Source organism: Nocardia sp. NPDC046473 (assembly GCF_040645995.1).
In the GTDB taxonomy this organism is placed as follows: domain Bacteria; phylum Actinomycetota; class Actinomycetes; order Mycobacteriales; family Mycobacteriaceae; genus Nocardia.
Genome location: NZ_JBEYZJ010000013.1, coordinates 153560 through 179972, shown reverse-complemented (window position 1 = coordinate 179972; position 26413 = coordinate 153560). Strand labels below are relative to the sequence as shown.

At 66.4% G+C, this 26413-nt stretch carries 24 protein-coding genes; 7 read left to right on the top strand and 17 right to left on the bottom strand.

What is annotated here, in order from left to right:
* Positions 1 to 50 precede the first annotated feature (50 nt).
* The 3 genes from ABZ942_RS39615 to ABZ942_RS39605 are packed head-to-tail and all read right to left on the bottom strand — an operon-like array spanning position 51 to position 3446.
* Positions 51 to 872 carry an ABC transporter permease gene (locus tag ABZ942_RS39615; RefSeq protein ID WP_357391390.1) on the bottom strand — a complete coding sequence of 274 codons (822 nt, stop codon included), beginning with the start codon at positions 870 to 872 and terminating at the stop codon, positions 51 to 53.
* Complete coding sequence (locus ABZ942_RS39610) at positions 865 to 1839, bottom strand: ABC transporter permease (protein ID WP_357391389.1); 975 nt, start codon at positions 1837 to 1839, stop codon at positions 865 to 867. Before ABZ942_RS39610 ends, ABZ942_RS39615 begins: the two co-directional genes overlap by 8 nt.
* The gene (locus tag ABZ942_RS39605) at positions 1839 to 3446 is read right to left on the bottom strand and encodes an ABC transporter substrate-binding protein (protein WP_357391388.1); all 1608 of its coding nucleotides are present in this window, start codon (positions 3444 to 3446) and stop codon (positions 1839 to 1841) included. Before ABZ942_RS39605 ends, ABZ942_RS39610 begins: the two co-directional genes overlap by 1 nt.
* A 139-nt stretch (positions 3447 to 3585) precedes the next feature.
* Between ABZ942_RS39605 and ABZ942_RS39600 the strand changes: the two genes are divergently transcribed.
* Entirely contained in the window at positions 3586 to 4710 is a 1125-nt protein-coding gene (locus tag ABZ942_RS39600) for a hypothetical protein (RefSeq protein WP_357391387.1), read from the top strand.
* 1 nt (position 4711) lies between these two features.
* Here the strand turns inward: ABZ942_RS39600 and ABZ942_RS39595 are convergent, their stop codons facing one another.
* Together ABZ942_RS39595 and ABZ942_RS39590 are read right to left on the bottom strand one after the other, a co-directional pair.
* The gene (locus ABZ942_RS39595; protein WP_357391386.1) at positions 4712 to 5665 is read right to left on the bottom strand and encodes an AEC family transporter; all 954 of its coding nucleotides are present in this window, start codon (positions 5663 to 5665) and stop codon (positions 4712 to 4714) included.
* A 3-nt stretch (positions 5666 to 5668) separates the two neighbouring features.
* A complete protein-coding gene (locus tag ABZ942_RS39590; RefSeq protein WP_357391385.1) occupies positions 5669 to 6358 on the bottom strand; it encodes a TetR/AcrR family transcriptional regulator in 690 nt (229 codons plus the stop codon).
* A gap of 98 nt (positions 6359 to 6456) precedes the next feature.
* Here ABZ942_RS39590 and ABZ942_RS39585 point away from each other — a divergent pair, with 98 nt between their 5' ends.
* The 3 genes from ABZ942_RS39585 (at position 6457) to ABZ942_RS39575 (ending at position 11757) form a co-directional block, all read left to right on the top strand.
* The gene (locus ABZ942_RS39585; RefSeq protein ID WP_357391384.1) at positions 6457 to 7134 is read left to right on the top strand and encodes an NAD(P)H-binding protein; all 678 of its coding nucleotides are present in this window, start codon (positions 6457 to 6459) and stop codon (positions 7132 to 7134) included.
* A gap of 93 nt (positions 7135 to 7227) precedes the next feature.
* Positions 7228 to 7821 carry a hypothetical protein gene (locus ABZ942_RS39580; protein WP_357391383.1) on the top strand — a complete coding sequence of 198 codons (594 nt, stop codon included), beginning with the start codon at positions 7228 to 7230 and terminating at the stop codon, positions 7819 to 7821.
* A 1695-nt stretch (positions 7822 to 9516) separates the two neighbouring features.
* Complete coding sequence (locus tag ABZ942_RS39575) at positions 9517 to 11757, top strand: MMPL family transporter (protein ID WP_357391382.1); 2241 nt, start codon at positions 9517 to 9519, stop codon at positions 11755 to 11757.
* Here the strand turns inward: ABZ942_RS39575 and ABZ942_RS39570 are convergent.
* Positions 11726 to 12358, bottom strand: a complete 633-nt coding sequence (locus ABZ942_RS39570; protein ID WP_357391381.1) for a TetR family transcriptional regulator — start codon at positions 12356 to 12358, stop codon at positions 11726 to 11728. The genes ABZ942_RS39575 and ABZ942_RS39570 overlap by 32 nt on opposite strands.
* Positions 12359 to 12462: 104 nt before the next feature.
* A complete protein-coding gene (gene rpsA, locus ABZ942_RS39565) occupies positions 12463 to 13944 on the bottom strand; it encodes a 30S ribosomal protein S1 (protein WP_357391380.1) in 1482 nt (493 codons plus the stop codon).
* A 245-nt stretch (positions 13945 to 14189) separates the two neighbouring features.
* On the opposite strand from rpsA, the gene ABZ942_RS39560 reads away from it, so the two are divergent.
* Positions 14190 to 15038 (top strand): class I SAM-dependent methyltransferase, encoded by an 849-nt coding sequence (locus ABZ942_RS39560; protein ID WP_357391379.1) that lies wholly within the window; start codon positions 14190 to 14192, stop codon positions 15036 to 15038.
* A gap of 704 nt (positions 15039 to 15742) precedes the next feature.
* Here ABZ942_RS39560 and ABZ942_RS39555 read toward each other — a convergent pair.
* The 4 genes from ABZ942_RS39555 to ABZ942_RS39540 all read right to left on the bottom strand — a co-directional run bounded on the left by ABZ942_RS39555 (position 15743) and on the right by ABZ942_RS39540 (position 18977).
* Positions 15743 to 16342 carry a hypothetical protein gene (locus ABZ942_RS39555; protein ID WP_357391378.1) on the bottom strand — a complete coding sequence of 200 codons (600 nt, stop codon included), beginning with the start codon at positions 16340 to 16342 and terminating at the stop codon, positions 15743 to 15745.
* A gap of 129 nt (positions 16343 to 16471) precedes the next feature.
* Positions 16472 to 16624 carry a toxin-antitoxin system HicB family antitoxin gene (locus ABZ942_RS39550; protein WP_110293694.1) on the bottom strand — a complete coding sequence of 51 codons (153 nt, stop codon included), beginning with the start codon at positions 16622 to 16624 and terminating at the stop codon, positions 16472 to 16474.
* 11 nt (positions 16625 to 16635) lie between these two features.
* On the bottom strand, positions 16636 to 17520 hold the full coding sequence (locus ABZ942_RS39545; protein ID WP_357391377.1) for an SPFH domain-containing protein: 885 nt from the start codon (positions 17518 to 17520) through the stop codon (positions 16636 to 16638).
* A 110-nt stretch (positions 17521 to 17630) separates the two neighbouring features.
* On the bottom strand, positions 17631 to 18977 hold the full coding sequence (locus ABZ942_RS39540) for an FAD-binding oxidoreductase (RefSeq protein ID WP_357391376.1): 1347 nt from the start codon (positions 18975 to 18977) through the stop codon (positions 17631 to 17633).
* A gap of 71 nt (positions 18978 to 19048) precedes the next feature.
* On the opposite strand from ABZ942_RS39540, the gene ABZ942_RS39535 reads away from it, so the two are divergent.
* Positions 19049 to 19975 carry a LysR family transcriptional regulator gene (locus ABZ942_RS39535; protein ID WP_357391375.1) on the top strand — a complete coding sequence of 309 codons (927 nt, stop codon included), beginning with the start codon at positions 19049 to 19051 and terminating at the stop codon, positions 19973 to 19975.
* A 245-nt stretch (positions 19976 to 20220) separates the two neighbouring features.
* On the opposite strand, the gene ABZ942_RS39530 is transcribed toward ABZ942_RS39535, so the two are convergent.
* The 4 genes from ABZ942_RS39530 to ABZ942_RS39515 form a co-directional block, all read right to left on the bottom strand.
* The gene (locus tag ABZ942_RS39530) at positions 20221 to 20973 is read right to left on the bottom strand and encodes an amino acid ABC transporter ATP-binding protein (RefSeq protein WP_357391515.1); all 753 of its coding nucleotides are present in this window, start codon (positions 20971 to 20973) and stop codon (positions 20221 to 20223) included.
* A 32-nt stretch (positions 20974 to 21005) separates the two neighbouring features.
* The gene (locus ABZ942_RS39525) at positions 21006 to 21965 is read right to left on the bottom strand and encodes an amino acid ABC transporter permease (protein ID WP_357391374.1); all 960 of its coding nucleotides are present in this window, start codon (positions 21963 to 21965) and stop codon (positions 21006 to 21008) included.
* Between the two features lie 3 nt (positions 21966 to 21968).
* Positions 21969 to 22889, bottom strand: a complete 921-nt coding sequence (locus ABZ942_RS39520; RefSeq protein WP_357391373.1) for an ABC transporter substrate-binding protein — start codon at positions 22887 to 22889, stop codon at positions 21969 to 21971.
* 125 nt (positions 22890 to 23014) lie between these two features.
* Complete coding sequence (locus ABZ942_RS39515; RefSeq protein WP_357391372.1) at positions 23015 to 24103, bottom strand: isocitrate/isopropylmalate dehydrogenase family protein; 1089 nt, start codon at positions 24101 to 24103, stop codon at positions 23015 to 23017.
* Between the two features lie 327 nt (positions 24104 to 24430).
* Between ABZ942_RS39515 and trxA the strand changes: the two genes are divergently transcribed.
* The gene (trxA, locus tag ABZ942_RS39510) at positions 24431 to 24805 is read left to right on the top strand and encodes a thioredoxin (RefSeq protein WP_357391371.1); all 375 of its coding nucleotides are present in this window, start codon (positions 24431 to 24433) and stop codon (positions 24803 to 24805) included.
* A 61-nt stretch (positions 24806 to 24866) separates the two neighbouring features.
* On the opposite strand, the gene ABZ942_RS39505 is transcribed toward trxA, so the two are convergent.
* Together ABZ942_RS39505 and ABZ942_RS39500 are read right to left on the bottom strand one after the other, a co-directional pair.
* A complete protein-coding gene (locus ABZ942_RS39505) occupies positions 24867 to 25301 on the bottom strand; it encodes a 2-keto-3-deoxygluconate kinase (RefSeq protein ID WP_357391370.1) in 435 nt (144 codons plus the stop codon).
* Between the two features lie 501 nt (positions 25302 to 25802).
* Positions 25803 to 26297, bottom strand: a complete 495-nt coding sequence (locus ABZ942_RS39500; protein WP_357391369.1) for a carbonic anhydrase — start codon at positions 26295 to 26297, stop codon at positions 25803 to 25805.
* Between the last annotated feature and the right edge of the window lie 116 nt (positions 26298 to 26413).

Genomic DNA, 26413 nt, shown 5'->3' with positions numbered 1-26413 from the left:
AACCTCCTGCCGCACTGTCGATTCGGCGTCCCACGCGCGGCCGTTCGCGATCATGCGGCAACCTCCTGCAGCACGTGGGCTTTCTGCTGCCAGTGCCTGCCGAGCAGCGACACCGCAAGGGTGACGAGCACCAGCACACCGGCCGGGAAGATCAGCAACCACCAGTCCCCCAACAGGATCGAGGCCTGCGCATCGGACAGCAGCGTGCCCAGCGACGCACGCTGCGGCGGCAGCCCGACACCGAGGAACGACAATGTCGACTCGTGCCAGATCGCGTGTGGGATCAGCAACACCACCCCGACCAGTGCCTGCCCCATCGCGACCGGAACAAAGTGCCGCCGGACGATCCGCCACCGCGGCAGACCACGCAACTGGGCCGCCTGCACGAATTCGGCGTGCCGCAGCGCGAGCACCTCGCTGCGCACCACGCGGGCGATCGAGGTCCAGTGGGTGAGCACCAGCGAGAGCACGATGGCGAGTACGGACCCGCGATACATGGCCACGATCAGCAGCGTGAGCAGCAGGCTCGGCAGCGAATTCACCGCATCGACCAGCCGCATCGCGATCCGGTCCCACCACCCGCCGAACGCTGCGGCACTCACGCCGACCAGCACGCCGAGGACCGCCGAACCCACCGCCGTGGTCGCCGCGATCAGCAGCGAGATCCGCATGCCCTGCGCCACTCGCACGAACACGTCGCGCCCGGCATTGTCGGTGCCGAAAGGGAATTCGAGGCTCGGCGGCCGTCTGCTGATCGAGAAGTCCACCAGCGCGTCGTCGACCGGCCGCAGCAACGGCACCAGCCCGGCATACAGCACCGCGACTGCCAGCACGCCGACCGCGAGCACCAGCATCGGCCGCGCCCTACCCATCGGCGTCGATCCGCGGATCGATGAGCACCGCAGCCGCGTCGGCGGCCAGGTTGCCCAGCAGCACCACGGCGGTGATCAGCACCGTGAGGACGGCCAGCAGCGGAAAGTCGACGCTGCGTGCGGCCGTCACCGTCGCCGACCCCAATCCCGGCCAGCTGAAGATGGTTTCGACCACGGTGGCGCCGACCACGAGTTCGGGCAGCCGCGCACCGCACAGCGCCAGGAACGGCACGATCGCGACCGGCAGCACGTGCCGAAAGGCGATGACCCGCCACGGCAACCCACGCGCCTTCGCACCTTTGACCGCGTCGCTGTCGAGGGCGCGGGCCACCGTCTCACGCAGGCCGAGCAACAGCCACGGCAGCTGCGTGACGCCGAGCAGCACAGCAGGCAACACGAGGTGCCTGATCGTCGAACCGGCGGTCACGCTGCCGCCGGGATCGGTCAATCCCGCAGCGGGAAACCAACGTAGCGTCAGCGCGAAGAGCAGCACCGCGCCGAGCGCCAACACGAACGGTGGAATCGCTTGCAGCACAACCGCGGCCGCACTGACCGTCCGATCGATGAGTCCATCGCGCCGCAGCCCGGCCCACGCGCCGAATACCGCCGCCAGCACCAGAGCAACCACGCCGCCGAGCACACCGAGCAGCAAGCTCCACGGCAGCCGCTCGGCCAGCACCTGCGCGACCGGCTGGCGATACGACCGGGACGCACCCAACTCGCCGCGCGCCAGATCACCGACCCACGACCACCACGCCTCGAACCAGTTGCGCTCCAACCCGAGTCGCTCCCGCAACGCCGCCCGCTGCACCTCGGTGAATCCGTCCCCGTGTGCACCCAGGTACTCGTCGAGGGGGTCGAACGGGCTGGCCGCGGCGAGCGCGAACACCGCCAGCGAGACCAGTCCGGCCAGCGGAACGGCCACGGCGAGCCGCCGAGCGATCAGCCTGCCTGCTCTGCCACCCATCAACGGGTCCAGCGGGCGAGCCCGTACCACGGCCCCCACGCGACGCCGTGCGAGTGCGGTTCGAGCGCGGTCGGGGTGATCCGCCAACCGTTGTCGCGCAACACATAGACGTGGTTCGTGGTGACCAACGCCAGCATCGCCGGGTCGCGATGGTATTCGGCCTGGACCTGTCGATACAGCTCGGTCCGCCGCTGCGGATTCGCTTCCCCGCGCGCGGCATCCAGCAGCTGGTCGATCTTCGGGTTCGCGTAATCCGAGGCGTTGTCCCACTTGGATCCGACGCCGGGTGCGGCGTAGCGGGAGTGGAGTTTGGTGTAGAGCTGGCTGTCGACCGTGTACGGCTGGCCGCCACCGCCAAGCAGGAACGCGGTGTGCGCCAAGTAGTCCGGCGTCATCCGCTGCTTGTCGACGGCAACCGGGGTGATCTCGATGCCCACCTTCTTCGCATCGGACACCACCGCCATCGTCAGGTCACGACGCAGCACTTCCGTTGGGTAGTAAGCGATCTCGAAGGCGGCCCGATGCCCGTCGCGTTCGCGGATGCCGTCCGCACCGACGCGCCAGCCCGCACTGTCGAGCACTCGCCCGGCCTCGGCCCGGTCATAGCCGAAATCCTGTGCCGGATCGTAGGTATCGCCGTACACCTGACCGACCAGGGTGGACATGGGAGCACCGTGACCGCCCAGAATATGGTCGACCATTCCCTGCCGGTCGACGGCGAAGTTCAACGCCTTGCGGACCGCCGGGTCGCCCGCCACCGGGTTGCCGGACGGCAAAGTGATTGCGCGCCAATCGTTCGCCACCGCGGGGACGACCCAGTAGCCGTCCTTGGCCGCGGCCTGTGCCAACTCCGGAGGCAGCACCGTCCCGTCGGCGCCGTCACGCAGCTGGCTTGCCCTGGCGTTGTCGTCGTCGGCGCGGCGAATGACGAACTTGCGCACTCGTGCTCGTTCACCCCAGTAGTCGTCACGTGCGGTGAGCACCACCTGATCCGGCCGGGATTCAGCGAGGACATACGGCCCGGTCCCGATCGGATGCCGATTGAGCTCGGCCCGGTCGGCGGGCCCCGGCCGCGCGAACGCCTCCGCCGGGGCGATCGCCAGGAACAGTCGATGGTCGAAATCGGCATAAGCGCCGGTCAATTCGAACTCGACGGTGTTCGGCCCGGTCTGCTTGGTGGTGCGCAGGAAGTCGTAGTCCGCGGCGATCGGGGCGGCGAAAGCCGGATCGATCAGCGAGTTATAGGTCGCGACAACGTCTTCCGGACCGAACGTAGTTCCATCCGAAAAGGTCACACCGGTTCGGGTATTCACCCGCCACCGCGACAGATCCCCGTCCACCGGCTCCGGCGGCCCTACCGCGAGCACCGGAACCGCCGTCGGTATCCGCTCAGTTACCCCCTCTTCCACCCGATACAGGCTCTCGAAGATCTTCGACTCCCCGTTCTTCCCCTGCCCGAGCAGCGGACTGAAGTCGCTGAGTTCCTCGGTATCGATCACCACGAACTGCTCAGGATCCCCCGTGTTCTGCCCCGGCGTCGAACACGCCGTCAACCCGACTACGAATGCCGTTGCCGCAGCACACATCCCGATCCGAAATAAAGCCATGCCAGCATCGTAAACTATTGGTAATGATTTTCATTAGCATTATCAGTGAAATCGGACACATGCACCGAGCCGGGCACGACATACCCGCCGAAGGGGTGGATACCGAGCCAATGGCTAATCCTGAGCTAATCTCCTGGCTGTGCCGATCAGGGAACGCTTGGTGCCGAAGGGAAAGCTGCTGCTGTGGCTCGCCGCCATCGCCGTGTCCCTGCTGCTCGCCACGGGCACCGTCTACTCCTGGACGCACGCGGGCAGCAGGCACGCTCCGGTCGCGGAGATCGGCACCACGGTGTCCAGCTACGCCGAGGCGGAAGCTGCTGTGACGCCACATCTTCCGCAGGATCAGGCGGTCCCCCGGCTGTCCACCGGCGTGCTGGTCAATTCACTGCAGTTCGTCAACGCGCACAACATCAAGGCCACCGGGCATATCTGGCAACACATACCCGCCGACTTTCCGGCGGATATCGAGCTGGGCGTCCAGCTGCTGGAGGCCGAGGACCCGCACTGCCCGAAAAAGGTCTTCGAGTACCCGCTCGGGGCGTGGCGCGTGGTCGTCTGGTCGTTCTCGACGGTCATCCGGCAGCAGTTCGACTACGCGGACTATCCGCTGGATCACCAGGACATCTGGCTACGGATGCGCCCGGTCGACATGATCCACCAGGTCCAGCTGGTGCCCTCGTTCGAATCGTTCCCGCCGTGGGACGCACACGCGCTCAACGGCTTGGACCCCGGCCTGGTGTTCGGCGATTGGGAGCCCGACTACACGGTGTGGAGCCTGAATCACCAGGCCTACAGCATGCTGGCCCATCCCGGCCTGGCCAACACCGACGAGCTGTATTTCAATGTCGGCGTCAGCCGCGGCCTGCTCGGCCCGCTGCTCGGTCGGATCGTCCCGGTGCTGTTGCTCGCCGTGCTGATGTTCCTCTCGCTGTTCGTGATCACCACCGATCCCGACCGGCGGCCGATCTCCGGCTTCACCGCCTTCGCGATCATCACCTTCTCGGTGTCCACCGTGCTCGTGGTCGCGGTCAACGACAACGCGGCGCGATCGGAGATCGGTTCCGCGGGCATCTCTTATATCGAGTACTGGTACTTCACGCTGTACGTGATGACACTGCTCGTCGCGCTCAACGCCACGATGCTGCTGCACGGCGCTTTCAGCAAGGCCATCACCTGGCGCGACAACCTGGGGCCGAAGATCCTGTTCTGGCCGCTGTTCACCGGCATCATGTTCGCGGCCACCGTCGGCTATCTCGGGCTGTGAGCTACGACCGGACGACCAGCAACCACACAGGCAATAGCAGCAGCGCCGCCAGCGACGTCTTGGCGACGACCGACGCGGCCAGGTCCACGTCGGTGTCGTAGCGCTGGGCGAAGATGAACAGGTTTTGCGGCGCGGGCATGGCGGCGATCAGGACCAGGTAGGTCAGCCAGGTGCCGTGAATACCGAAGAGGTACTTGCAGATCAGCAGCGCGAGCAGTGGGAAAGCCAGGCATTTGAACACGATCAGCGCGTATTCGTCGCGCAGCGAGCCGCGCAACCGCAGGCCCGTTCCGCCTAGGTGCAGGCCGAGCGCGAACAAGGCAATAGGTGCGGCGGCGTTGCCGGCGAACGACAGCGCGTCCAGCAGCCAGCGCGGCACCGGCACCTCGGCGGCGTTCGCGGCGATCCCGAGATAGCAGGCCACGACGATGGGGGTCGCCAGTGCCGCAAGCACCCCGCGCAGCACCGCACCACTCGCCGGTCTTTCTGGATCATCTTGTGCGGCACCGAATTCCATCACCGCGATCACGACGACGGTGAGCACACAGACCTGCAGCAGAATGATCGGGAAGATCGGCGCCACATCACCGAACAGCAGCACGAACACCGGAATGGCGAAGTAGGTCGTATTCACCTGCACGCCGGCCATGATCCGCAGAGCCACCCCCCGCGCGTCGGCCCCGGTCACCCGCCGCGACCAGCACCCGACGGCGATCATGCCGAGCATCGCGGTCACCAGATACGCGGCGATGGCCCGCGGATCGAACAGCCGCCCCAGATCGCTCGAGTAGAGCGAGCCGACCAGATAGCACGGGATCGCGAACAGAAAGGCGAACTCGGAGAACGCCTTCGACACCTCGGCCCCGATGATCTTGCGCCGGGCGAAGACCACGCCGGCACCGAAAACCAGCGCCACCGGGGCCAGTTTCCCGGCGGTAGCAACCAGATCACTCACGGACTACAACCCGAGCGAACAGACCAGGTCCAGCATCTCGGTGTGGAAAAGCTTTGCAGGGTCGCGGGATTGGGGCACCAGGTGGCCGTAGACCTCGAGCGCGATCAGGCCGTGCATGCGGCCCCACATGCGCAGTGCGAGGCCAAGGGCGGCGGGTGACAGATCAGGAAAATCCGCGCGGACATGTTCGACGAGGCCCGGATCGAATTCGGACCATGTTGTGTCGCTGATGGTTTGACGCTTCGCCGCGTGCGGCCACGCGGCGGCCGTCAAGCCGACGAGGCCGGTGCAGGCGCGCAATTCGGCGGCCACGGCGGGACCACCCGGCGGCGGCTGGTAACCCGGTACGGGGTCGCCGTAGATGAGCCGGAACTCCGCGGGGTGGGCGATCGCCCAGTCGCGCACGGCCTCGCCCCAGGCCACGATCCGCCCGGCCGGGTCCTCGACGGGCACCGCGTCGCGCGCGGCCTCGACCCGGTCGACCAGGGCGGTGTAGACGTCGGAGATCAGCGTGGTGATCAGGTCGTCGCGGGTCGCGTAGTAGCCGTAGATGGCGCCCGCGGTCATGCCCATGTCGCGGGCGATGGCACGCAAGGAGATCGCATCGGGACCGCCCGCCGCCAGCAACCGCAGCGCAATGGCCTTGATTTCACCGGATGCCTGCGCACGCATGCGCTCTCTGCGACTCTTCACGACCTCCACCACGGTTGACACTCTACAGCGTTTGGCTACTATCTACCGTGCTGTTACTGAACGGTGTGTAGTAATTGAACAGTGCGTAGGAGTGGATCGTGGATATCGGGATTTTCGGCGCGACAGGTGTCATCGGCAGTCGTGCGGTCACCGAGGCAATACAGCGCGGACATCGGGTGACCGCGTTCACCCGGGACGCCGCTCGGTTCCCCGCCGAGCGTGGGAAGATGGCCTGGCAGGTCGCCGATTGGCTCGACGCCGACAGCATCGCGGCGGCGATCGCCGGTCTGGATGTGGTGATCAGCGCAGTCAATGCCGGACATGGCATCGCCGACACCATCTCCAACGCAGGCGATTTCATTGTCGGGGCAGAGGCGATGGTCGGCGCGCTCGAACAGCAGCCGCGGGTTCGGGTGATCATCGTCGGCGGTGCGGGCAGCCTGGAGATCGCGCCCGGGCGGCAGCTGGTCGATACCGGTGCGGCGTTCGTCCGCACCCTCACCGAGGACCTCGAGGTGCCCGCCGAATACATCGAAGTGGTGCGGGAGCTGCGGTCGGCCTTGAATGTCTATCGGCTGTCCAACCGCAACTGGACCTATCTCAGTCCATCGTCAGGCCGGGTCAACCCCGGTGCGCGCACGGGTCGCTTCCGCGTCGGCGGCGATCAGGTGCTCCTCGGCGGGGACGATATCTCCGCCGAGGATCTCGCCGTCGCCTTGCTCGACGAGGTGGAGCAGCCGCGCTACATCCAGCGCCGCTTCACCGTCGGCTACTGAAACCTGTCGTACCCCTCTGCCACAATAGAAACCAGGTCGGACGTCGATCGAGTTGTTGCCCAACGTAATTGGCAACTCGACCGAGGAGGCGCAATGCCTGACGTTCCAGCTTCGATGCCCGACCCGCGTGACCCGATGTCCATCGATGTCGACCGGCTGGTTGAGCTGGCGGCTGAGATCGAACGGCATCGGCACCTGCTGCGATCCGCCGCCGAGGGATATCGGTGGCGGGTCGCCCAGCGGGTGGAATACCTGGACCCACCGGACCGGGACATGCGCCTCGCGCATGCGGAACGGCTGATCGAGGCCTTGATGATCGACCCGGTTCGGCACAACGACCTCGATCTCGACGCCTACCGCGCGGTGCGCGACGGTGCGCCGATCGAGTTCGACGCCGAACGCAGAACCTTCGTCCTGCGCAGGCTGGGCCGGGACCCGCTGCCGATCCGCCCCGGCCTGCCGGAACATCGCCTCGGCGTAATCGCCCGCCTCGCCGGACTCGGCCTGCGCCTGGAGCAAATCCAGGTCGTCGCCCTCACCACCGCCCAAGGCATAGCCCCGCCCAAACCACCAACAACCACACCGCAGGTAAACCGCGGCACAACCAAGCCCTCCCGCCGCCTCGGCCAGTCCGCCGTCAGAAGCGGAAGCGCAACCCCGAGAACCGACTTCGGCGCTTTCTACTAGCACAGTCGCGGACGTGCCGCCGATCTGCAGATCCCCTGTGGCCCTGATGAGCGTCACACTCACACCGGATCAACGGCCGCACCGACGCCGCGAGCATCGAGTCGAGTCATATGGTCGTTAAACGATCTTCGGAAGCGACCATATGACTCGACTCGATGCATAATCCCCAAAGCAGCAGCACACCTCGACTTGCCGCACCCGGAATTGCAGGCGTGTCAGCGCGGCGAGTCACCGTGTTCAATCGGCAGATGTGCCGCTGACACTGCAGCCAGTGTGGCGCCCGTCTGTACTGACCGCCACCGACTTCAGCCAGACACCTTGCAGCAAGTAGCACCACTGTCGCAGACGCACGTCTTCTGACATCCGCACGCGTGGCGGCCCGGCAAGTCAGGGCGGGCGAAATCAGAAGGCATGCGGCCGATACCGCGACCAGAGATCCCAAGGAAGCACTAGCTCCACGGCCATGCACACCCACCGCCTCGCGCCTTTGCCGACACCCCGCGACAATGTAGCCCAAGCCCGCAGCCACATGCCTTCTGATGCACCCACCGCAACTCGCGACCACGCCCGAACCCCACACCCACCACCACGATGCGTCTCACGAACATCCTGGCAGCGGGCGAATACCGGGCGAGCGGGTCACACAAAGGGTAAGCGGCCGCCAATCCCCCACGCGAACAGCAGAATCCGCACCCCGTGTCGAGGTCCCGCACCCGGACCAAGGCCAGCGCCGGGCGGATTCCGAGAGAGGGCGCGGATCCGTGGTCGAAACCGGGTACCGCACCCGCCACGAGTGCTCAGCACCCCCACCGCACCCAGCCAAAAGCAGAATCCGCACCCTCACTCGGGACCTGAATCCGCCAGACTTTAGGGCCCTATTCCGAGTGCAGATCCCGAGACAGAGTGCAGATCCTCGGGCACACCGCCCCCCGGACCACCCGGCGGGCCTGATCGACCACCAAAGCCGCACCGACTACCTCGCGGGGCTGATCGACCACCAAAACCGCCACCGACTACCTCGCGGGACTTGATCGACCACCAAAACCGCCACCGACCACCTCACGGGACTGATCGACCACCAAACCGTCACCGACCACCCGCTGTTGTCCAAAGCGCTTGTAACGCAACCACAGCCAGATGACCACCTCCACAACGCGACACCGCGCGCCTGACGTGCACCTAAAGCCGGGTACGGCACACGACGCGCCCAGCACTACTCACAGGAAAACGGGGAACGGTCTTCAGCTCATTGAGCTGCTCACCTTGGGAAATCCCTAGGTGCACTTGCCCGGATAGGTATACCCGTCCAAGGGAATGACCCGATAGCGCTGAGCACGTCAGGTGGGGTGCAAGCTCAAGAGGATGCTTCGAACGCCAAGTGGCCGGTTAGAGGTTGACGAGGTCGCCGGCATGGACTACTGGGCAGACCACCCCGAGCGGCACAGCTCCTCACGCCTGGGCCAGCAGCCTCGCCGATGGCTGTCGCACGGGAAGCACCGAGCCGCATCCACTGCCGCAGACGCACGCCTTCTGGCACACGCACGGGTGTCAGGTCGGTGAGTCGTGGTGCGAGAAATCAGAGGGTGTGCGGCTGACATGGATATCTGATAGTCCCTTGCTAATTTTCCCTCTGTATTCATATGCTGAGCGACAGCACCTGATAGTGACTGTCAGATAGCAAACCTTGGAGGGTTCATGGCACAACCCACTGTCCTCGAGCGGCAGGAACCGCCCGACCGTGAGGTGCGGTGGGGTGCGGCCGGGCGGTGGGGTGTTGCGATGGCCAGGCATCGCGAGGTTGTGCTGGGGGTTTGGCTGCTGCTTGTGGTGGTGGGTGGCGCGGCGTATCCGGCGTTGCATACGCGACTCGGGACGCCCGACTACTCGGTGCCGGGATCCGATTCGGTCGCGGTGGATCAGCTTGTCGCGGAACACTTCTCCCAGTTCGGCATCGAACAGGACCTGATCGTCTTCCACTCGGCCGATGGCACCGTCGATACTCCGGCGTACCGCGCGACGATCGATCGGACCATCGGCATCGCCAGGCAGACCTCGGGCATCGCCGGGGCGATCGGGCCGTTCGACGGCAATGCCGCTCAGATATCCGCCGATCGGCACACCGCGTTCGGCATCGTCGGCGTGGACGGTGACATCTCGGAGCGAGTGCGGGTCGTGCAGGGATTGCGGACCGCCATCGAGACCGAGGCCGGCGACGATACCAAGGTCATGCTCACCGGGTATGCGCCGATTCAGGCCGAGATGATGCAGATCGAGACGAGCGATCTGCAGCGCGCCGAAACGCTCGGCATCCCGGTGGCGACCGTGCTGCTGGTGCTGGCGCTCGGCGCGGTGACCGCCGCGCTGCTGCCGATCACCGTGACCGCGGCGGGCATCGCGATAGCGGTCGGCGCGCTGTTCGGGCTGACCACCTTCCTCGCCTTCGACTCCCTGGTGCTTTCGGTGGCGACGATGATCGCCACGGGGACCGCGATCGACTACGCGATGTTCATCGTCAGCCGGTTCAACGAGGAGCTGACCCGCCGCGGCGTCCGAAACCGCCAGGACCGCAACGCCATTCAGCAGGCCGTCGGCGCGGCGATGGACACCACCGGACGGACGGTCCTCGCGTCCGGGCTAATCGTGATGATCTCGCTGTGCTCGCTCGCCGTTGTCGGGTTGCCGATGTTGAACGGGATCGCGATCGGAGTGGTCACCGCGGTGATCGCGACGATGACCGGCGCGTTCACCCTGCTACCCGCGCTGCTCGCGACGCTGGGCCCGGCCGTGAACCGCGGCGCGCTGCCTGCGCGGATGCGTCCGGCGGAGGTCCGCTCGACGACAGGTTCGAGTGCTTGGGCGCGATGGGCGCACACCGTGATGGCGCGGCCCGTGCTGTTCGGCGTGGTCGGCGTCGCGCTCCTGCTCGTGGCGGCGGCACCGTTAACCGGCCTGCGCTATGGCGTCGACGTCGGGACCGAGGCACTCACCGACCGCCCGTCCGGGCAGGCGATCGCGCTGGTCGAACAGAACTTCACCCCCGGCCTGCTCGCGCCGATCGAGGTGGTCGCGACCGGCGCGGACGGGTCGCCGTTGACCAGCGACGCGCGCGCGGAGGCCGACCGGTTCCTCGGCCAACTCTCGCACGATGATCGGATCGCGACCGTGCTGCCGCAGTACGCGGACGGCCGGATGTTCGCGGCTGTCGTCCCCCGCGCGGCCTTCGGCTCGACCGCCGGCACCGCCCTGGTCACCGATCTGCGCGCCCGCGCAGCAGCTCTCGGCAGCGCGGAGGTCAAGATCGGCGGCACGACGGCGCTGTTCGTCGATGTGTCCCAACGGATTACCGGTCGGTTCCCGTGGGTGATCGCCTTGGTACTCGCAGTCTCACTCGCCTTCCTGATTGTCGCGTTCCGCAGTATTGTGCTGGCGCTCAAGGCAATTCTGTTGAACCTGCTGGCCACCGGTGCGGCGCTGGGCATTACGGTCGCGGTGTTCCAGCACGGCGTCGGCGAATCCGCCCTCGGGTTCCACAGCACCGGATTTCTCCAGATCTATTTGCCGATGCTGGTTTTCGCGGTGCTGTTCGGGCTGTCGATGGATTACGAGGTGTTCCTCATCCGCCGGATGAAGGAACACTGGGACATCCATCACGACAACGCGGCGGCGGTCGCCGATGGACTACAGCGCACAGCGCGGCCGATCACCGCGGCCGCCGCGATCATGGTCGCCGTCTTCGCCAGCTTCGTGACCGCGAATGTGTTGGAGCTCGAGCAGATCGGTTTCGCACTGGCCGTCGCCATCGCGATCGACGCGGTGCTGGTCCGGCTGGTGCTGGTGCCCGCGTTCATGCGGCTGTTCGGCCGCTGGAACTGGTGGCTACCGAAGCTGCGGGTGGGCCGCGCGCCTAGCGGTACATCAGCTCGATCTGGTCGATGATCGATCCGATGGCCTCGGTGTAGACGTCCTTCAACCGTCCGGCGAAACCCGTTCCGGCCCAATGGTCCAGCGCCGCCACGCAGCCCCACACCGCGGTAGCCGCGCCCATCCGCACCCGTAAATCGTTGGCGTCGAAGCCGGTTCGTGCGGCGAACAGCGTCCGGAACTGATCCTCCAGGTCGCGCATCTGCTTGGTCTGGCCGACCCTGATCTCCGGAACCGCCGCCGTATATTGCAGCCGCTGGCGGATCCGATGCTCGGACTCCTCGGTCAGCAGCGATTCGATCAGCAGCGGGACGAGCATGCGCGCGACGGCGATCAGGTCCGCGGGTTCGACGGTGGCTTCCCCGCCCGCAGTGCGGATCGCGTCCAGGATCTTCGGGTCCGCCTCGTCGTACAGGACGAGCATCTCCTTGGTGCCGAAGTACCGGTAGACCGAACTCGGCGATACTCCGGCTTCGGCGGCGACCCGTTCGATCGTCACGTTGCGGTACCCGTGCGCGTCGAAGAGATCCAGCGCGACCCGCTGAATCCGGCTCATCGCCTCGATCTTCCTGCGCTCCCAGGAAGTGGACGGAAGCTCTACCGCGGCATCGGACATCACCGTTCAGAATACCGGGAGCCCACTCCGGCATCGGCCAACTCGGCCCCGAAACGGGCGAAGGCCCCGGTCCACTGGACCGGGGCCTTCGTCACACGTACCTATCAGGCGTTGCCGGAGAGCTTCTCCCGCAGAGCCGCCAGCTGCGCGTCGCTGGCCAGCGAACCGCCGGCCGACTCGGACGAGCTGGAGGACGAGGAGGACGCTGCCTGCGAACCGCCACTCTCGGAGGAGTAGTTCGACGATCCGCCACCGTTCGCGGCCTCGGCCGCGGCGTCGGCCGCCATCTTCTCCATCTGAGCGGTGTGCATCTTGTGGCGACGCTCGGCCTCGGCGTACCGGCCTTCCCACTCTTCGCGCTGCTTGTCGAAGCCCTCGAGCCACTCGTTGGTGTCGGGATCGAAGCCCTCGGGGAAGATGTAGTTGCCCTGGTCGTCGTAGCTGTCGGCCATGCCGTACTTCGACGGGTCGAACTCGGCGTGGTAGTCCTCGTTCGCCTGCTTCAGCGACAGCGAGATCCGGCGACGCTCGAGGTCGATGTCGATGACCTTGACCATCGCGTCGTCGCCGACGGCGACAACCTGGTCCGGAACCTCCACGTGGCGCTCGGCCAGCTCGGAGATGTGGACGAGGCCCTCGATGCCCTCTTCGACGCGCACGAACGCACCGAACGGAACCAGCTTGGTGACCTTTCCGGGCACGATCTGGCCGATCGCGTGGGTCCGGGCGAACTGACGCCACGGGTCTTCCTGAGTCGCCTTGAGCGACAGCGAAACCCGCTCGCGATCCAGGTCGACGTCGAGCACCTCGACGGTGACCTCGGTGCCGACCTCGACAACCTCGGACGGGTGGTCGATGTGCTTCCAGGACAGCTCGGAGACGTGCACCAGGCCGTCGACGCCGCCAAGGTCCACGAAGGCACCGAAGTTGACGATCGAGGAGACCACACCCTTGCGGACCTGGCCCTTCTGCAGCTGGTGCAGGAACTCGCTGCGGACCTCGGACTGGGTCTGCTCGAGCCAGGCGCGGCGGGACAGGACCACGTTGTTGCGGTTCTTGTCCAGCTCGATGATCTTGGCCTCGATCTCCTTGCCGACGTACGGCTGGAGGTCGCGGACACGACGCATCTCGACGAGCGAGGCGGGCAGGAAGCCGCGGAGGCCGATGTCGAGGATCAGGCCGCCCTTGACGACCTCGATGACGGTGCCCTTGACGGCCTCGTCCTTCTCCTTGAGCTCCTCGATCGTGCCCCACGCGCGCTCGTACTGAGCCCGCTTCTTCGACAGGATCAGGCGGCCTTCCTTGTCCTCCTTGGTGAGAACAAGAGCCTCGACCTCATCACCCACGGAAACGACCTCATTCGGGTCGACATCGTGCTTGATGGAGAGTTCGCGGGAAGGGATGACGCCTTCGGTCTTGTAACCGATGTCGAGCAGGACCTCGTCGCGGTCGACCTTGACGATGGTTCCTTCGACGATGTCGCCGTCATTGAAGTACTTGATCGTGGCGTCGATGGCGGCGAGGAAATCCTCGGCGGAGCCGATGTCATTGACGGCTACCTGCGGCGAGGTGACGGTGGTGGGCATATGTCGGTTTGCTCCGGACGGATTGTGGTCGGTTGCGGACATTGGAACTTTCGGTACGCTGGCGAATTCACCGCGGTGGTGTGAAGACGGACACTAGGAACGTACCGCACGTAACGCACGTGAAACTCAGCACGGGTGGTTGACTCCGGTACGGCTGTACCTAAGGCACTCGCGCGTTCAGCGTACGCGACCTTGGTCCAGCCGGGCAAACCGGTCCGGCCGCCACGCCGGGATACGCTGGCGGCGTGTCGGAAGATCGCCATGCAGAGGCAAACACACTGCTCGGAACCGCGGGTACCGCGCGCACCCGGATCGGCTCCGCCGCTAGTCAGCAAGCCAGCCGCCGCTGGTGGGATGCCGACGCGGGCCAGTACCACGAGACGCATGCCGATTTCCTCGGTGTCGATTCCCCAGACGGCGAATTCGTCTGGTGCCCGGAGGGGCTGCACGAGGGCGATATGCGATTCCTCGGCGAGGTCGCCGGTAAGCGGATCTTGGAGATCGGCTGCGGGTCGGCGCCGTGCGCGCGCTGGCTGGCCGGGCAAGGGGCGCATCCGGTCGGGCTCGATCTATCGATGGGGATGCTGGAACGTGGCCGGGCCGCGATGGAACGGGGCGGACCACAGGTGCCGCTGATCCAGGCGGGTGCGGAGACGCTGCCCTTCGCCGACGAATCGTTCGACCTGGCCTGCTCCGCGTTCGGCGCGATCCCGTTCGTCGCCGATTCGGAACAGGTGATGCGCGAGGTCGCGCGCGTGCTGCGGCCGGGTGGGCGCTGGGTGTTCTCGGTGAACCATCCGATGCGCTGGATCTTCCCCGACGACCCCGGTCCTGCTGGCCTTACCGCGACTATCCCCTACTTCGACCGCACTCCTTATGTAGAAGTCGACGCTGACGGCGAGCCGACTTACGTCGAGCATCACCGCACTGTCGGCGATCGAGTCCGCGAGATCGTCGCGGCCGGGCTGCAGGTGGTGGACATCGTGGAACCGGACTGGCCGGAATGGCTCGACCGCGAATGGGGCCAATGGAGCCCGTTACGCGGCGAAATCTTCCCCGGCACCGCCATCTTCATCACGGAGAAGCCGGCCTAGACGGCCCCGCGCACCTTTTCGCAAGCCGCGCACGAGATTGCTAGCGATTCCGCGCGCAGCTGCACAACTCGTGCGCGGCGGGACAACTCGTGCGCAGCTGCACAACTCGTGCGCAGCTGCACAACTCGTGCGCAGCAGGACAACACGTACGCAGCGCGGCACCCCCCAGGCTGAACACCGCCGCGCATTCATTCGCGCGCGCCGCACAGGCTTGCCCGCTGCGCATGAATCAGCGGGCGATTTGGTGCGCAGCAGGACAACACGTACGCGGCAGGACAACACGTACGCAGCGGGACAACACGTACGCAGCAGGACAACACGTACGCAGCGCGGCACCCCCCAGGCTGAACACCGCCGCGCATTGATTCGCGCGCGCCGCACAGGCTTGCCCGCTGCGCATGAATCAGCGGGCGATTTGGTGCGCAGCAGGACAACACGTACGCAGCAGGACAACGCGTGCGCAGCGCGGCACCGCCCCAGGCTGAACACCGCCGCGCATTGATTGGCGCGCGGCGCAGGACAACGCGTGCGCAGCGCGGCACCGCCCCAGGCTGAACACCGCCGCGCATTGATTCGCGCGCGCCGCACAGGCTTGCCCGCTGCGCATGAATCAGCGGGCGATTTGGTGCGCGGCGGGACAACGCGTGCGCGGCGAGTTGCACCATCGCGGTTTGCTGGGCGGTACTGGCGCGGCAGGTCGTCGGTCAGGGCCGCAGCGGGCCCGCGAATGGGGGTAGGGCGGCGAAGCCGGGGGCTAGTTGGGCGGTGGGGACAGTGCGGGCGACCCAGCGGCGGGCTCGGGTCAGCGGGTGGTCGGGGAATTGCGCGTCCCAGCGCATTTCGTCGGCGGCGTTGTAGGGCAGTCGGCCGCTGAGGCCCGGGGCGTACGGGTGCGGCGGGAACATGTTTTCGTAGCCGATCTGCGACATCAGGACGGCTTCGCGGACGCCGGTGGTGCCGGTCTCCGGGCAGAGGATCTGGAATACCGCGCTGCAGCGATCCTTCGGCACGATGATCGAGGCGACGAAGGCCAGGCCGCTCGGCTGGTTCGGCAGCGGAAACTTCTCCATCCGCAGCAGTGCGGGCTCCCGGTCGACCCAGATGACGAAAGCCTCGATCAGGCAACCGGATTCGGCCGATCGCTCCGCCAGCCCACGCCGCAGCACGTCCACGTCCGTCAACGGCGCGGGCAAGTCAGGAACCAGGTCGAAGTAGGTCATCGTGACGACGTCCCCCGTGCTCGGATCGCCCCACGAGTTGCTATCGATCGGCTGAAGCCCACTGGTGTCGAACGAGATTGGCACACCCTCACGGTAGCCGCCCGCCCACACCCGATGCCGCACCCCCATCGGCATCATCCCCACCCGTCGAACAACGACCGAAGGCGACCTTCCACCCGTCTGAACGGATGAAGGTCGCCTTCGGTCGGCCAGCTATTTCGGTTTGCGGCCTGCCTGTTCGAGAGCGAGGCGTAGGGCGTATTCGATTTGGGCGTTGATGCTGCGCAGGTCGTCGGCCGCCCACTTGGCGATCGCCTCATGGACGGCCGGGTCGAGCCGTAGCAGGAGCTTCTTGCGCTCGGCCATGGCGTCGGCGCTCAGTTGTAGAGGGAGCCGGTGTTCACGACGGGCTGGATGGCTCGGTCGCCGCAGAGGACAACCAGCAGGTTCGACACCATGGTGGCGCGGCGCTCCTCGTCCAGCTCCACCACGCCCTGCTCGGTGAGCTTGTCGAGCGCGAGGCCGACCATGCCGACCGCGCCCTCGACGATCTGGGTGCGGGCGGCGACCACCTGGGCGGCCTGCTGACGGACCAGCATGGCCTGGGCGATCTCCGGCGCGTAGGCGAGGTGGGTGATCCGGGCTTCGAGCACCTCGATGCCCGCGAGCAGGGTGCGGTCGCGCAGCTCGACGGTGAGTTCCTCGGCCACCTCGGCACCGTCGCGCAGGCTGGTGCGGCTGTCGTCGTGCGAATCGTAGGGGTGCGTGGTGGCGAGGTGGCGGACCGCGGCCTCGGACTGGGTCTGCACGTACTCCTCGTAGTCGTCGACGGCGAACGCGGCCTTGAAGCTGTCGACCACGCGGTAGACCACCACGGCGGCGATCTCGACCGGGTTGCCGTCGGCGTCGTTGACCTTCAGCTTCTGCGTCTCGAAGTTACGCACGCGCAACGAGATTCGCTTGCGGTCGGTCAACGGCAGCACCGAGAAGAAGCCGGGCTCACTCACCGAACCGACGTACCGGCCGAAGAACTGGACAACCTGTGCCTCGTTCGGGTTCACCACGATGAGGCCGGTCGCCGCGAGCAGCAGCGCGAACACGACGAGGCTCGCGACGATCGCACCGATCAGCGCGGGCACGTTGTGGTGCTGGGCCATCGCGACGTAGCCGAGCGCGGCGGCACCGCCGAAGACGAGGGTGAGCACCAGCCACGCCACCAGCACCAAGAAGCCGTTGACGTGTAATGCGGGCCGAAGCTTCATGACATCCTCCAGGTATCAAAGTGATATCACGAAGATAGCAGACGACGGGGCGTGCTGGTACTGCCGAAAGCCCCGGGAATCTCTGGGGCAGAGGTTCCCGGGGTGGCGGATCAGTTGGCGGGTCGGATGTTGCGGTTGAAGCGGAACATGTTGTGCGGGTCGTACTTTGCCTTCAGGTTCGCAAGGCGCTGGTAGGTGTCGCCGGAGTAGCCCGCCTGGGTTTGGGCCTCGTCGGCGTCGGCGCCCGCGCCGTAGAGGAAGTTGAGGCTGTGGCCGACGGTCCACGGGGCGAGTGCGGTGCGGATCTTGTCCTTGGCCGCGGTCTCGTCGTCGGGGTCGGTGATGATGCGGACGATGTAGGCGGCGTCGCGATGGTTGACGACGGTCTCACTCGGGTTGCTCAGCGCTCCCCCGAGATGCCGGATATCGATGACCGCGTCGGCGCCGGAGTCCGGGCCCGCGGCGGATAGCAAGGCGGACAACGTTTCTCCGCTGAGCTCGCTGAGCAGCGCGTTGGTGGCGGCGTAGGCGTGCGGGTGGTCGGGGTCGCTGTGGATGGTGTGCGATTCGGCGTAGGGCATGGTGCGCAGGTCGTCCTTCAGCCGCTCGCCCACCGCGCGCAGCGGGGCGACCAGCCGCTCACCCTCCTCGCCGGAACCGTTGAACGCGATGCGGAACGAGGCGACGTAACGGCCGCGCAGCGGAGCGGGGACCTGCGGGATGTCAGGAAAGGTCAGCATGGCGACGGTGGAGGTCAGTTCGTCGGGAACCGTTGCGGTCCACTGCCTCCAGACGTCGAGGGCCCGCTCGACCAGCGGGGTGTCGAACATGAGCTGGCCGCCGTAGACCTCGGCGACGGGCAGCAGCCCCAGCTCGATCGCGGTGACCACGCCGAAGTTGCCCCCGCTGCCGAGGACCGCGCCGAACAGTTCGTCGCCGGGGACCAGCCTGCGCACCCGGCCGTCCGCGGTGACCAGTTCGATGGCGCGGACATGGTCGGCCGCGTAGCCGAATTCCCTTGCCAGCAGGCCGATTCCGCCGCCGAGCAGGTAGCCGACCACGCCGACCGACGGGGAGGAACCGTTCAGCGGCGCGAGCCCGTGCGCCGCGGCCGCCTCGACCAGGGCGCCGGCGCGCACTCCCGCGCCGATGCGGGCCGAGCGGGCCGCCGGGTCGATCTCGAGGGTCGTCATCCGGCCGGTGCTGATCAGCACTCCGCCGTCGGCCGCGACCGACAGCCCGTGGCCGGTCGCCTGCACCGCGACGGGAAGACCGTGCCGCGCAGCGTATTCCACCGCGGCGCGGACATCCTCGGCGTGCACGGCGCCGACGACGAGCGCGGGCCGGTGGGTGTAGGCGGTCTGGAAGCCGGCGATCTCCTCGTCGTATCCGGCGTCACCCGGGCGGAAGACCGGGCCGGTGAAGGTGTCGGCGATGTTCTCTGCGTTGTTTCCCATGCCTCAGACGATGCTCGAATCTGATCTAGAAGTACAACAGATAAATCTTCTAGTTACTAGAATCATCAGTTATGGAACTGCGTCAGCTCCGCTACCTCGTCACCGTGGTGGACGAAGCCAATTTCACCCGCGCCGCCGCCCGCCTGCACCTGGCACAACCAGGGCTGAGCGCACAGATCCGGCAGCTGGAACGCGAGCTCGGCCAACAGCTGCTCGACCGTGGCGGGCGCACGGTGGTACCGACCGAGATCGGAGCGGCGGTGCTCGAGCACGCCCGCGCCGCGCTCGCCGCGACCGAGCGCATCACCGACACGGTGGACGAATTCGCCGGCCTGCTACGTGGGCATGTCCGGGTCGGGCTGATCTCCGGCGCCGCCAACGAGGAGCTCGATGTCGCCGCCGTCCTCGCGGACTTCCACGACGACCATCCGGAGGTCGGCATCAGCCTCACCGAGGACACCTCCGAACGCATGCTCGCCGCGCTCGGCCGTGCCGAGCTGGACGTCGCCCTGGTCGGATTGACCGGCGCACCAATGGATTCCGGCATCGGAGTGGACGTGGTACTGGAAACCGCGATCGTCGCCGCGGTGACCGCCGACGACCGAACACATGGCGACGAGATCCCGCTCATCGAACTTCGCGAGCACTCGCTGATCTGCCTGCCGGCCGGCACCGGCCTCCGCGGCGTCTTCGAACGATCCTGCGCAGCAGCGGGATTCGAACCGAACGTCGCCTTCGAAGCCGCCGCTCCCCCACTCCTGCTCCAACTGGCCGCTCGCGGGCTCGGCATCGCCGTCGTACCGGGGCTGACCCCCGAGGAGGCAACAGCTTTCGGCGTCCGCACCATCCGCATCACCGAACCCGAACTACGCGGCCGCCTCGCCCTGGTGTGGCGCACCGACCGTCCGGCGGGCCCCGCCGCCAAAGTCCTACTGGGCCAACTACGTATCGCCCTGGGCGGCAAAGCGAAGCAACGCGCTTCGCACAATTCTGCCTGAACGCGCCGCATAGCTCGACCGTGTGGCCCCTTCCCCCGAACCGTTCCCGTCTGGGGATCAGCACCATTTGCGGCTGCCCCGGGAGCGGGATCGACGCCGGAGTGGAGTGGGGACCCGGAGCAGCGCCAGCCAGTCTCGGAACGCTGCGTGAGACGCACAGAGCGCCCATACGCCTCACAAGGGCTGAACACCCTGTGGACCGTATGGACGCTCTGTGAGACGTATAGACCCCTGGAAGGGGCCGCCTAGAGTAGGCGGGACAGGAACGCTTGGGTGCGTTCGTGTTTGGGGTTGGCCAGCAGCTCGCGGGGGGCGCCCGCTTCGACGATGACGCCGCCGTCCATGAAGACGAGTTTGTCGGCTACCTCACGGGCGAAACCCATTTCGTGGGTGACCACGACCATGGTCATGCCGGACTGGGCCAGTTCGCGCATGACCTGGAGCACCTCGCCGACCAGTTCCGGGTCCAGCGCGGAGGTCGGCTCGTCGAACAGCATCAGCTTCGGGTCCATGGCGAGTGCACGGGCGATGGCCACCCGCTGCTGCTGGCCGCCGGACAGCTGCGCCGGGTAGGCATTCGCCTTCTCCGCCAAGCCGACTCGGTCCAGCAGCTCATGCGCCTTGGCCACCGCTTCGGCCTTGGGGACCTTCTTGACGTGGATCGGCGCCTCGATCACGTTCTCCAGCACCGTGCGATGCGGGAACAGATTGAAATGCTGGAACACCATGCCGATTTCACGGCGCTGCCGGGCTGCCACACCCGGATGTAGTTCGTAGAGCTTGCCGTTCTTCTCCTCGTAGCCGACGAGCTCGCCGTCCACGTACAACCGACCCGCGTTCACATCTTCGAGATGGTTGATGCAACGCAGGAAGGTGGACTTGCCCGAGCCGGAAGGGCCGATCACACACAGCACTTCGCCGCGGCCGATCTCCAGCGAGACGCCCTTGAGCACGTGCAATGCGCCGAAGTTCTTGCATACCCGATCGGCGAGGATCATCGGTTGGGCGTCGTCTTTGAATGTGTCCGTACTCATTTCGCCCTCACGATCGACTGGGCGTCGGCGAGATCCTGCAGCTGCTTCCCGGTCAACTGCCGGGACAGGCCGCGCGAGTAGTAGCGCTCCAGGTAGAACTGCCCGACCATCAGCACGCTGGTGACCACGAGGTACCAGGTCGCCGCGACCAGCAGCAGCGGGACCGGCTGGAAGTTGACGCCGTAGATATCGCGGGCCCGGCCGAAGAGGTCGGTGCTCAGCGGCAACGCGGTGACCAGCGAGGTGGTCTTCAGCATGCCGATGAGCTCGTTGCCGGTCGGCGGGATGATCACCCGCATGGCCTGGGGCAGCACCGTCCGGCGCATGGTCATGCTCCAGGACATGCCGAGCGCGGTCGACGCCTCGCGCTGTCCTTCACCGACGGAATTGATTCCGGCACGGACGATTTCGGCCATGTAGGCGGCCTCGTTCAGGCCGAGGCCGATCACCGCGAAGAGGAACGCCGCCTGCAGGCTCTGCACATCCAGATCGACGAGATGCGGTCCCCACGGGATGCCGAGCACGATGTGCTTGTACAGCGACGGGAACAAGCCCCAGAACACCAGCTGCACGAAAACCGGTGTGCCACGGAAGATCCAGAGATACACCCAGGACGCGCTGCGCAGCACCGGGTTCGGCGACAGCCGCATGACCGCGAGCAACGTGCCGAGCGAGACGGCGATCGCCATGGCGAGCACGGTCAGTTCGAGGGTGACCACCACACCGGACAGGATCCTGGTGTCGAATAGATACTTCCCGTAGGTGTTCCACTTGTAGGCCTCGTTCGTCGCCGCGCCATAGACGAAGAGTCCGACGAGCACCAGGATGACCGCGGCGGCGATCCACCGGCCGGGCCTGCGCAGCGGAACCGCTTTGATCGGTTCCGGCTCCTGGGATGAGTCTGCCGCGCCGGGCCCGGGGTCGCCGGGCGCCGGCATGGTTTCGTTCGACGTCATCGATCAGCTCGCGGCGCCGTTGATGACCGACTTGGTGATCGCGCCTTCCTCGACGCCCCAGGCCTTCGCGATTTCCAGGTACTTACCGTTGTCGATCAGGTTCTGCACGGCCTTCTGCAGCACGGCGGCCAGCGGCGAGCTCTTCGGCACGGCCCAGCCGTACGGCGCGGAATCGAAAGCGGCACCGGCCTTTTCGATCTTGCCGTCGCTCTGCTTGATCGCGTAAGCGGTCACCGGGGAGTCGGCCGACATCGCGTCGACCTGACCGAGCACCAGGGCGTTGGTCGCGGCGCTCTGCTCATCGAAGGCCTTGATGTCGATGGCGGGCTTGCCTTCGGCGACGCACTTCGCGCTCTTGGCGGGCACCTCGTCGGTGTGCTCCACGGTGGTGGCCTGCACGGCGACCTTCTTGCCGCAGGCGTTCTCCGGGTCGACCGGCTTGCCCTTCTGCTGCGCCCACTGGATACCGGCGCTGAAGTAGGTGGCGAAGTCGACCTGCTGCTCGCGTTCCTTGGAGTCGGTGATCGAGGACATACCGACGTCGTAGGTGCCGGCCTGGATGGTCGGGATGATCTTCTCGAACGCGGACTCGAGGTACTCGGCCTTGACGCCGAGGGTGGCGGCGACGGCATCCATCAAATCGACATCGAAGCCGACGATCTTGCCGCTGGGATCCTTGTACTCGTTGGGCTGGTAGGGGATGTTCACGCCGACGATCAGCTTGCCGGACTGCTTGATCTTGTCGGGGAGCTGCGCGGCGATGGAATCGACCTTCTCGATTCCCCCCACCTTCTGCACCGCTGGTCCGGAGTCTTCGGAATTACTACAGCCCGTCAGGGCAAGTGCGCCTACGGCGAGTACGCACACCGCCTGCAGGGCGCGCCTGCCAAGAACCGATCGAACAGACACAGCAGCCCTCCACATTTCGGATTCAAGAAACCCGGGTGTCACCACCCGTTGGCAATCTAAGCGACCGAGACGCTTCGTGCTGGACAGTAACGGAAGTTTCATCCGTTCCTTGCTGAACACTCCGGGCTACCACACTCTGACTACCGGCGGTGGACCCTAGCACAGACTTGTTCGGTGAACTCGCTGGTCGACGCCAGTCCGCCCAGGTCCGCAGTGGCGATGCCCGCTTCGAACGTGGCCGCGATGGCCCGTTCGACCCGCTCAGCGGCGTGCCGCAGTGTGCTTTCGCTATCGCGAGTGCCCAACCAACGCAACAGCATTGCCGCGGACAGTTGCAGCGCGGCGGGGTTGGCGCGGTTGTGCCCGGCGATCGTCGGCGCCGCGCCGTGCACGGCCTGTGCCATGGCGTGGGTGGCCGAGCAGTTGAGCGAGGCGGCCAGACCGAGCGAGCCGCTCAGCTCGCCGGCGAGGTCGGAGAGGATGTCGCCGAAAAGGTTCTCGGTGACCAGGACGTCGTAGTCGGCGGCGGCGCGGACCAGGTGTGCGGCCGTCGCGTCGACGTGTTCGTCGGTGACCTCGACGCCTGGATACGCGTGGGCAATTTCATAGCAGATGTCGCGGAACAGGCCCATCGTCATCGGCAGCACGTTGGCCTTGTGCACGATGGTCAGCCGCTTGCGCCGGGACGAGGCGAGCCGGAAGGCCTCGTGCGCGATCCGCTCGCAGGCCTGCCTGGTCACCACGCCGACCATCATGGCGACGTCCTCGGTCGGCCGGAACTCCCCCGACCCGGCGAACATATTGCGGTCGGCGTAGAAGCCTTCGCTGTTCTCCCGGACGATCACCAGGTCGATCTCGGGTGCCATCGCCCGGACACCGGCGAACGCACGAGCCGGGCGGATGTTGGCGTACAGGCCGAACCGCTTGCGAATGGCACCGCCCGGCGCGACCGCGGTGCGGTGTTCGGCCGGGTAGGAGGCGTTGTCGTGCGGGCCGAGGATCCAGGCGTCGACGCTGTCCAGGGCGGTCAGGGTCGGCTCGGGCAGCGGGTCGCCGTGTTCCTCGATGGCACGATGGCCCATGGGCAGCGGCACCCATTCGATCGGCGCGGCACCCGCCGCCGACACCGCCTCGTCGACGACCTGCCGGGTGGCGCGCACCACTTCCGGGCCGATGCCGTCGCCGTCGATCAGCCCGAGCCGCAGCGTCGATTCGGTCGCCGCGCTCACGACAGCTCTCCGGTCGCTGCCCTCTTGGGTAGTTCGCCACACTCGGTCACCGGATCATCCTCGCGCCGCGCAGCCGCTGTCGGCGAACCGACCCACCGTCGGCTCGGCAACCGCTATTTTCTGGAGATCGTGCGGTTGGTCGAATTTCGGGTGTCAGGCGGCCACTGCCGGGGAAGAACCCTACTGAGGACAACTCAGCGGAAGCGACAAAAACCGAGCCGGTCGACTACCGCGGGTAAGCAGCGTCCGTGCGCCGCCCATTTTGTCCGTGGAAGATATAGGCAACTGTCGGCGTTGTAGCTGGCACACCGAATACGAGAGGACGTCATGGCCACCCAGACGCTGACCCAGCAGAATTTTGATGAGGTAGTCACCGGAAACGACGTGGTACTCGTCGATTTCTGGGCTGAGTGGTGCGGCCCGTGCAAGAGCTTCGCGCCGACCTTCGAGGCCTCTTCGGAGAAGCACGCCGATGTCGTGCACGCCAAGGTCGACACCGAATCCGAGCAGGGACTCGCGGCCGCCGCCAACATCCGCTCCATCCCGACCATCATGGCCTTCCGCGAGGGTGTGCTGGTGTTCGCGCAGCCGGGTGCGCTGCCGCCGGCCGCGCTGGAGGACCTGGTCACCCAGGTGAAGGAGCTGGACATGGACGAGGTGCGCAAGCAGCTCGCCGAGCAGCAGGCCGGCGCCGAGCAGTAAACACGCCGAACCACAAAGGGCCGTCCCTCTCAACGGAGAGGGACGGCCCTTTTGCTGTGGGTCAGCTGCCGAGCCTGTTGGCTCCGGCAATCATCGCGCGAACCGTCGATTCGGCGCTGTCGTCGGCCAGTGCGGCACCCCAGCCGCGCCTGCCGTTGCACTCGAGCTGCACGAAGGTCGCGGTGCCCTCGCCGGTGCGACGCTGGTGGAACTGCAGGATCTCGACGTGATAGCCCTCCTCGTAGAGGGCCGAGGTCATCGCCGCGACGAGGCTGCCGGAGGCGACCACAGTGCGCAGGTGGTCGGTGAACTCCAGCGTGACCGCGAAATCGGCGTTTCGGCTACCTGCGGGCGACCATTCACCGAGCTTGATCGGCCCGGTGTGCTCGCAGTAGCGGTCGTGGAATTGCGCCGGGGTGAGGTCGGCGCTTTCGTGGCGCAGGCCCTTGGGCGCGGCGGCATGGAACGCGTGGGTATCGAGAGTGAGGATTGTCATTTGAAAGTAGGTCTTCCCGAGGAATGTCGTGGCTCAGTTGACAGAGGGGACCAGCACTAACAAGTCGTTCAGCCCGCAGCGAGGGGGCCGGTCCGAATCAGACCCCGCTACGGCGGGTTACTACGAGGAGAATTCGCCGGGTCGCCACCATCGCGGTAAGCGGAATTAGCACGGCGCTGTCGCGGTCTGCGACTGTGAGCGCTGCGCTGTGGCGGTCGGCGGGATTCGGCACGCGCTTGAGGATAGGGACATCTCCGCGCAATAGCAACCATATTCGATGCCCGATTTGTCTACTGGCCGGTAGCGTTCGCGCAGCTCAGGGGCGCTGGGCGGCGTTACGGCCGATCATGACGGCGCCACGCGGCACATGTTCAGCTGTGCGTCATGTACGCGACATGTGCGAGGGCGTGTCGGGGCCGGTGTGTCGGGTTGACGCGCGGCTTTCCGTGAAACGACAAGATCCGGGCCCGTGGACCCGGATCTCGTGATGTGTTCGCCGGGTCAGTCGGCGAGTACCTCGTTCAGCTTGCCCGTGGCCACATCGAAGATGAACCCGCGGATCGAGTCCTTGTGCGGCACGAACGGGCTGGCGACGATGCGGGCAATAGATTGGCGCACATCGGTTTCCAGGTCGGTGAACGACTCCGCCGCCCACTCCGGCTTGATGCCGACGTCCTGCTGGATCGACGCCTTGAAGTCGTCGTCGGTGAAAGTCAGCATGCCGCAATCGGTGTGGTGGATCAGGATGATCTCGCGGGTGCCCAGCAGCCGCTGACTGATGGCGAGCGACCGGATCTCGTCGGCCGTGATCACGCCGCCCGCGTTGCGGATGACGTGCGACTCCCCCTCGTTGATGCCCAGCGCGCCATAGACATTCAGGCGGGCGTCCATGCACGCTACCACCGCGACATGCTTGGCAGGCGGCAACGGCAGCGGCCCGGTGAAAGTGCTCGCGTAGGTAGCGTTGTTCTGCAGGTACTCATCGGTCACAGTCATGGCTGGTCCCCTGCGGTCGGTATGCGTGGATACGTATGCGCTTATGCGTGGCGTGGCTCACCATAGGCTCGCTCGGCCCCACCCGAACCGGTCCTGCTCACCGTGATTCGTTTACT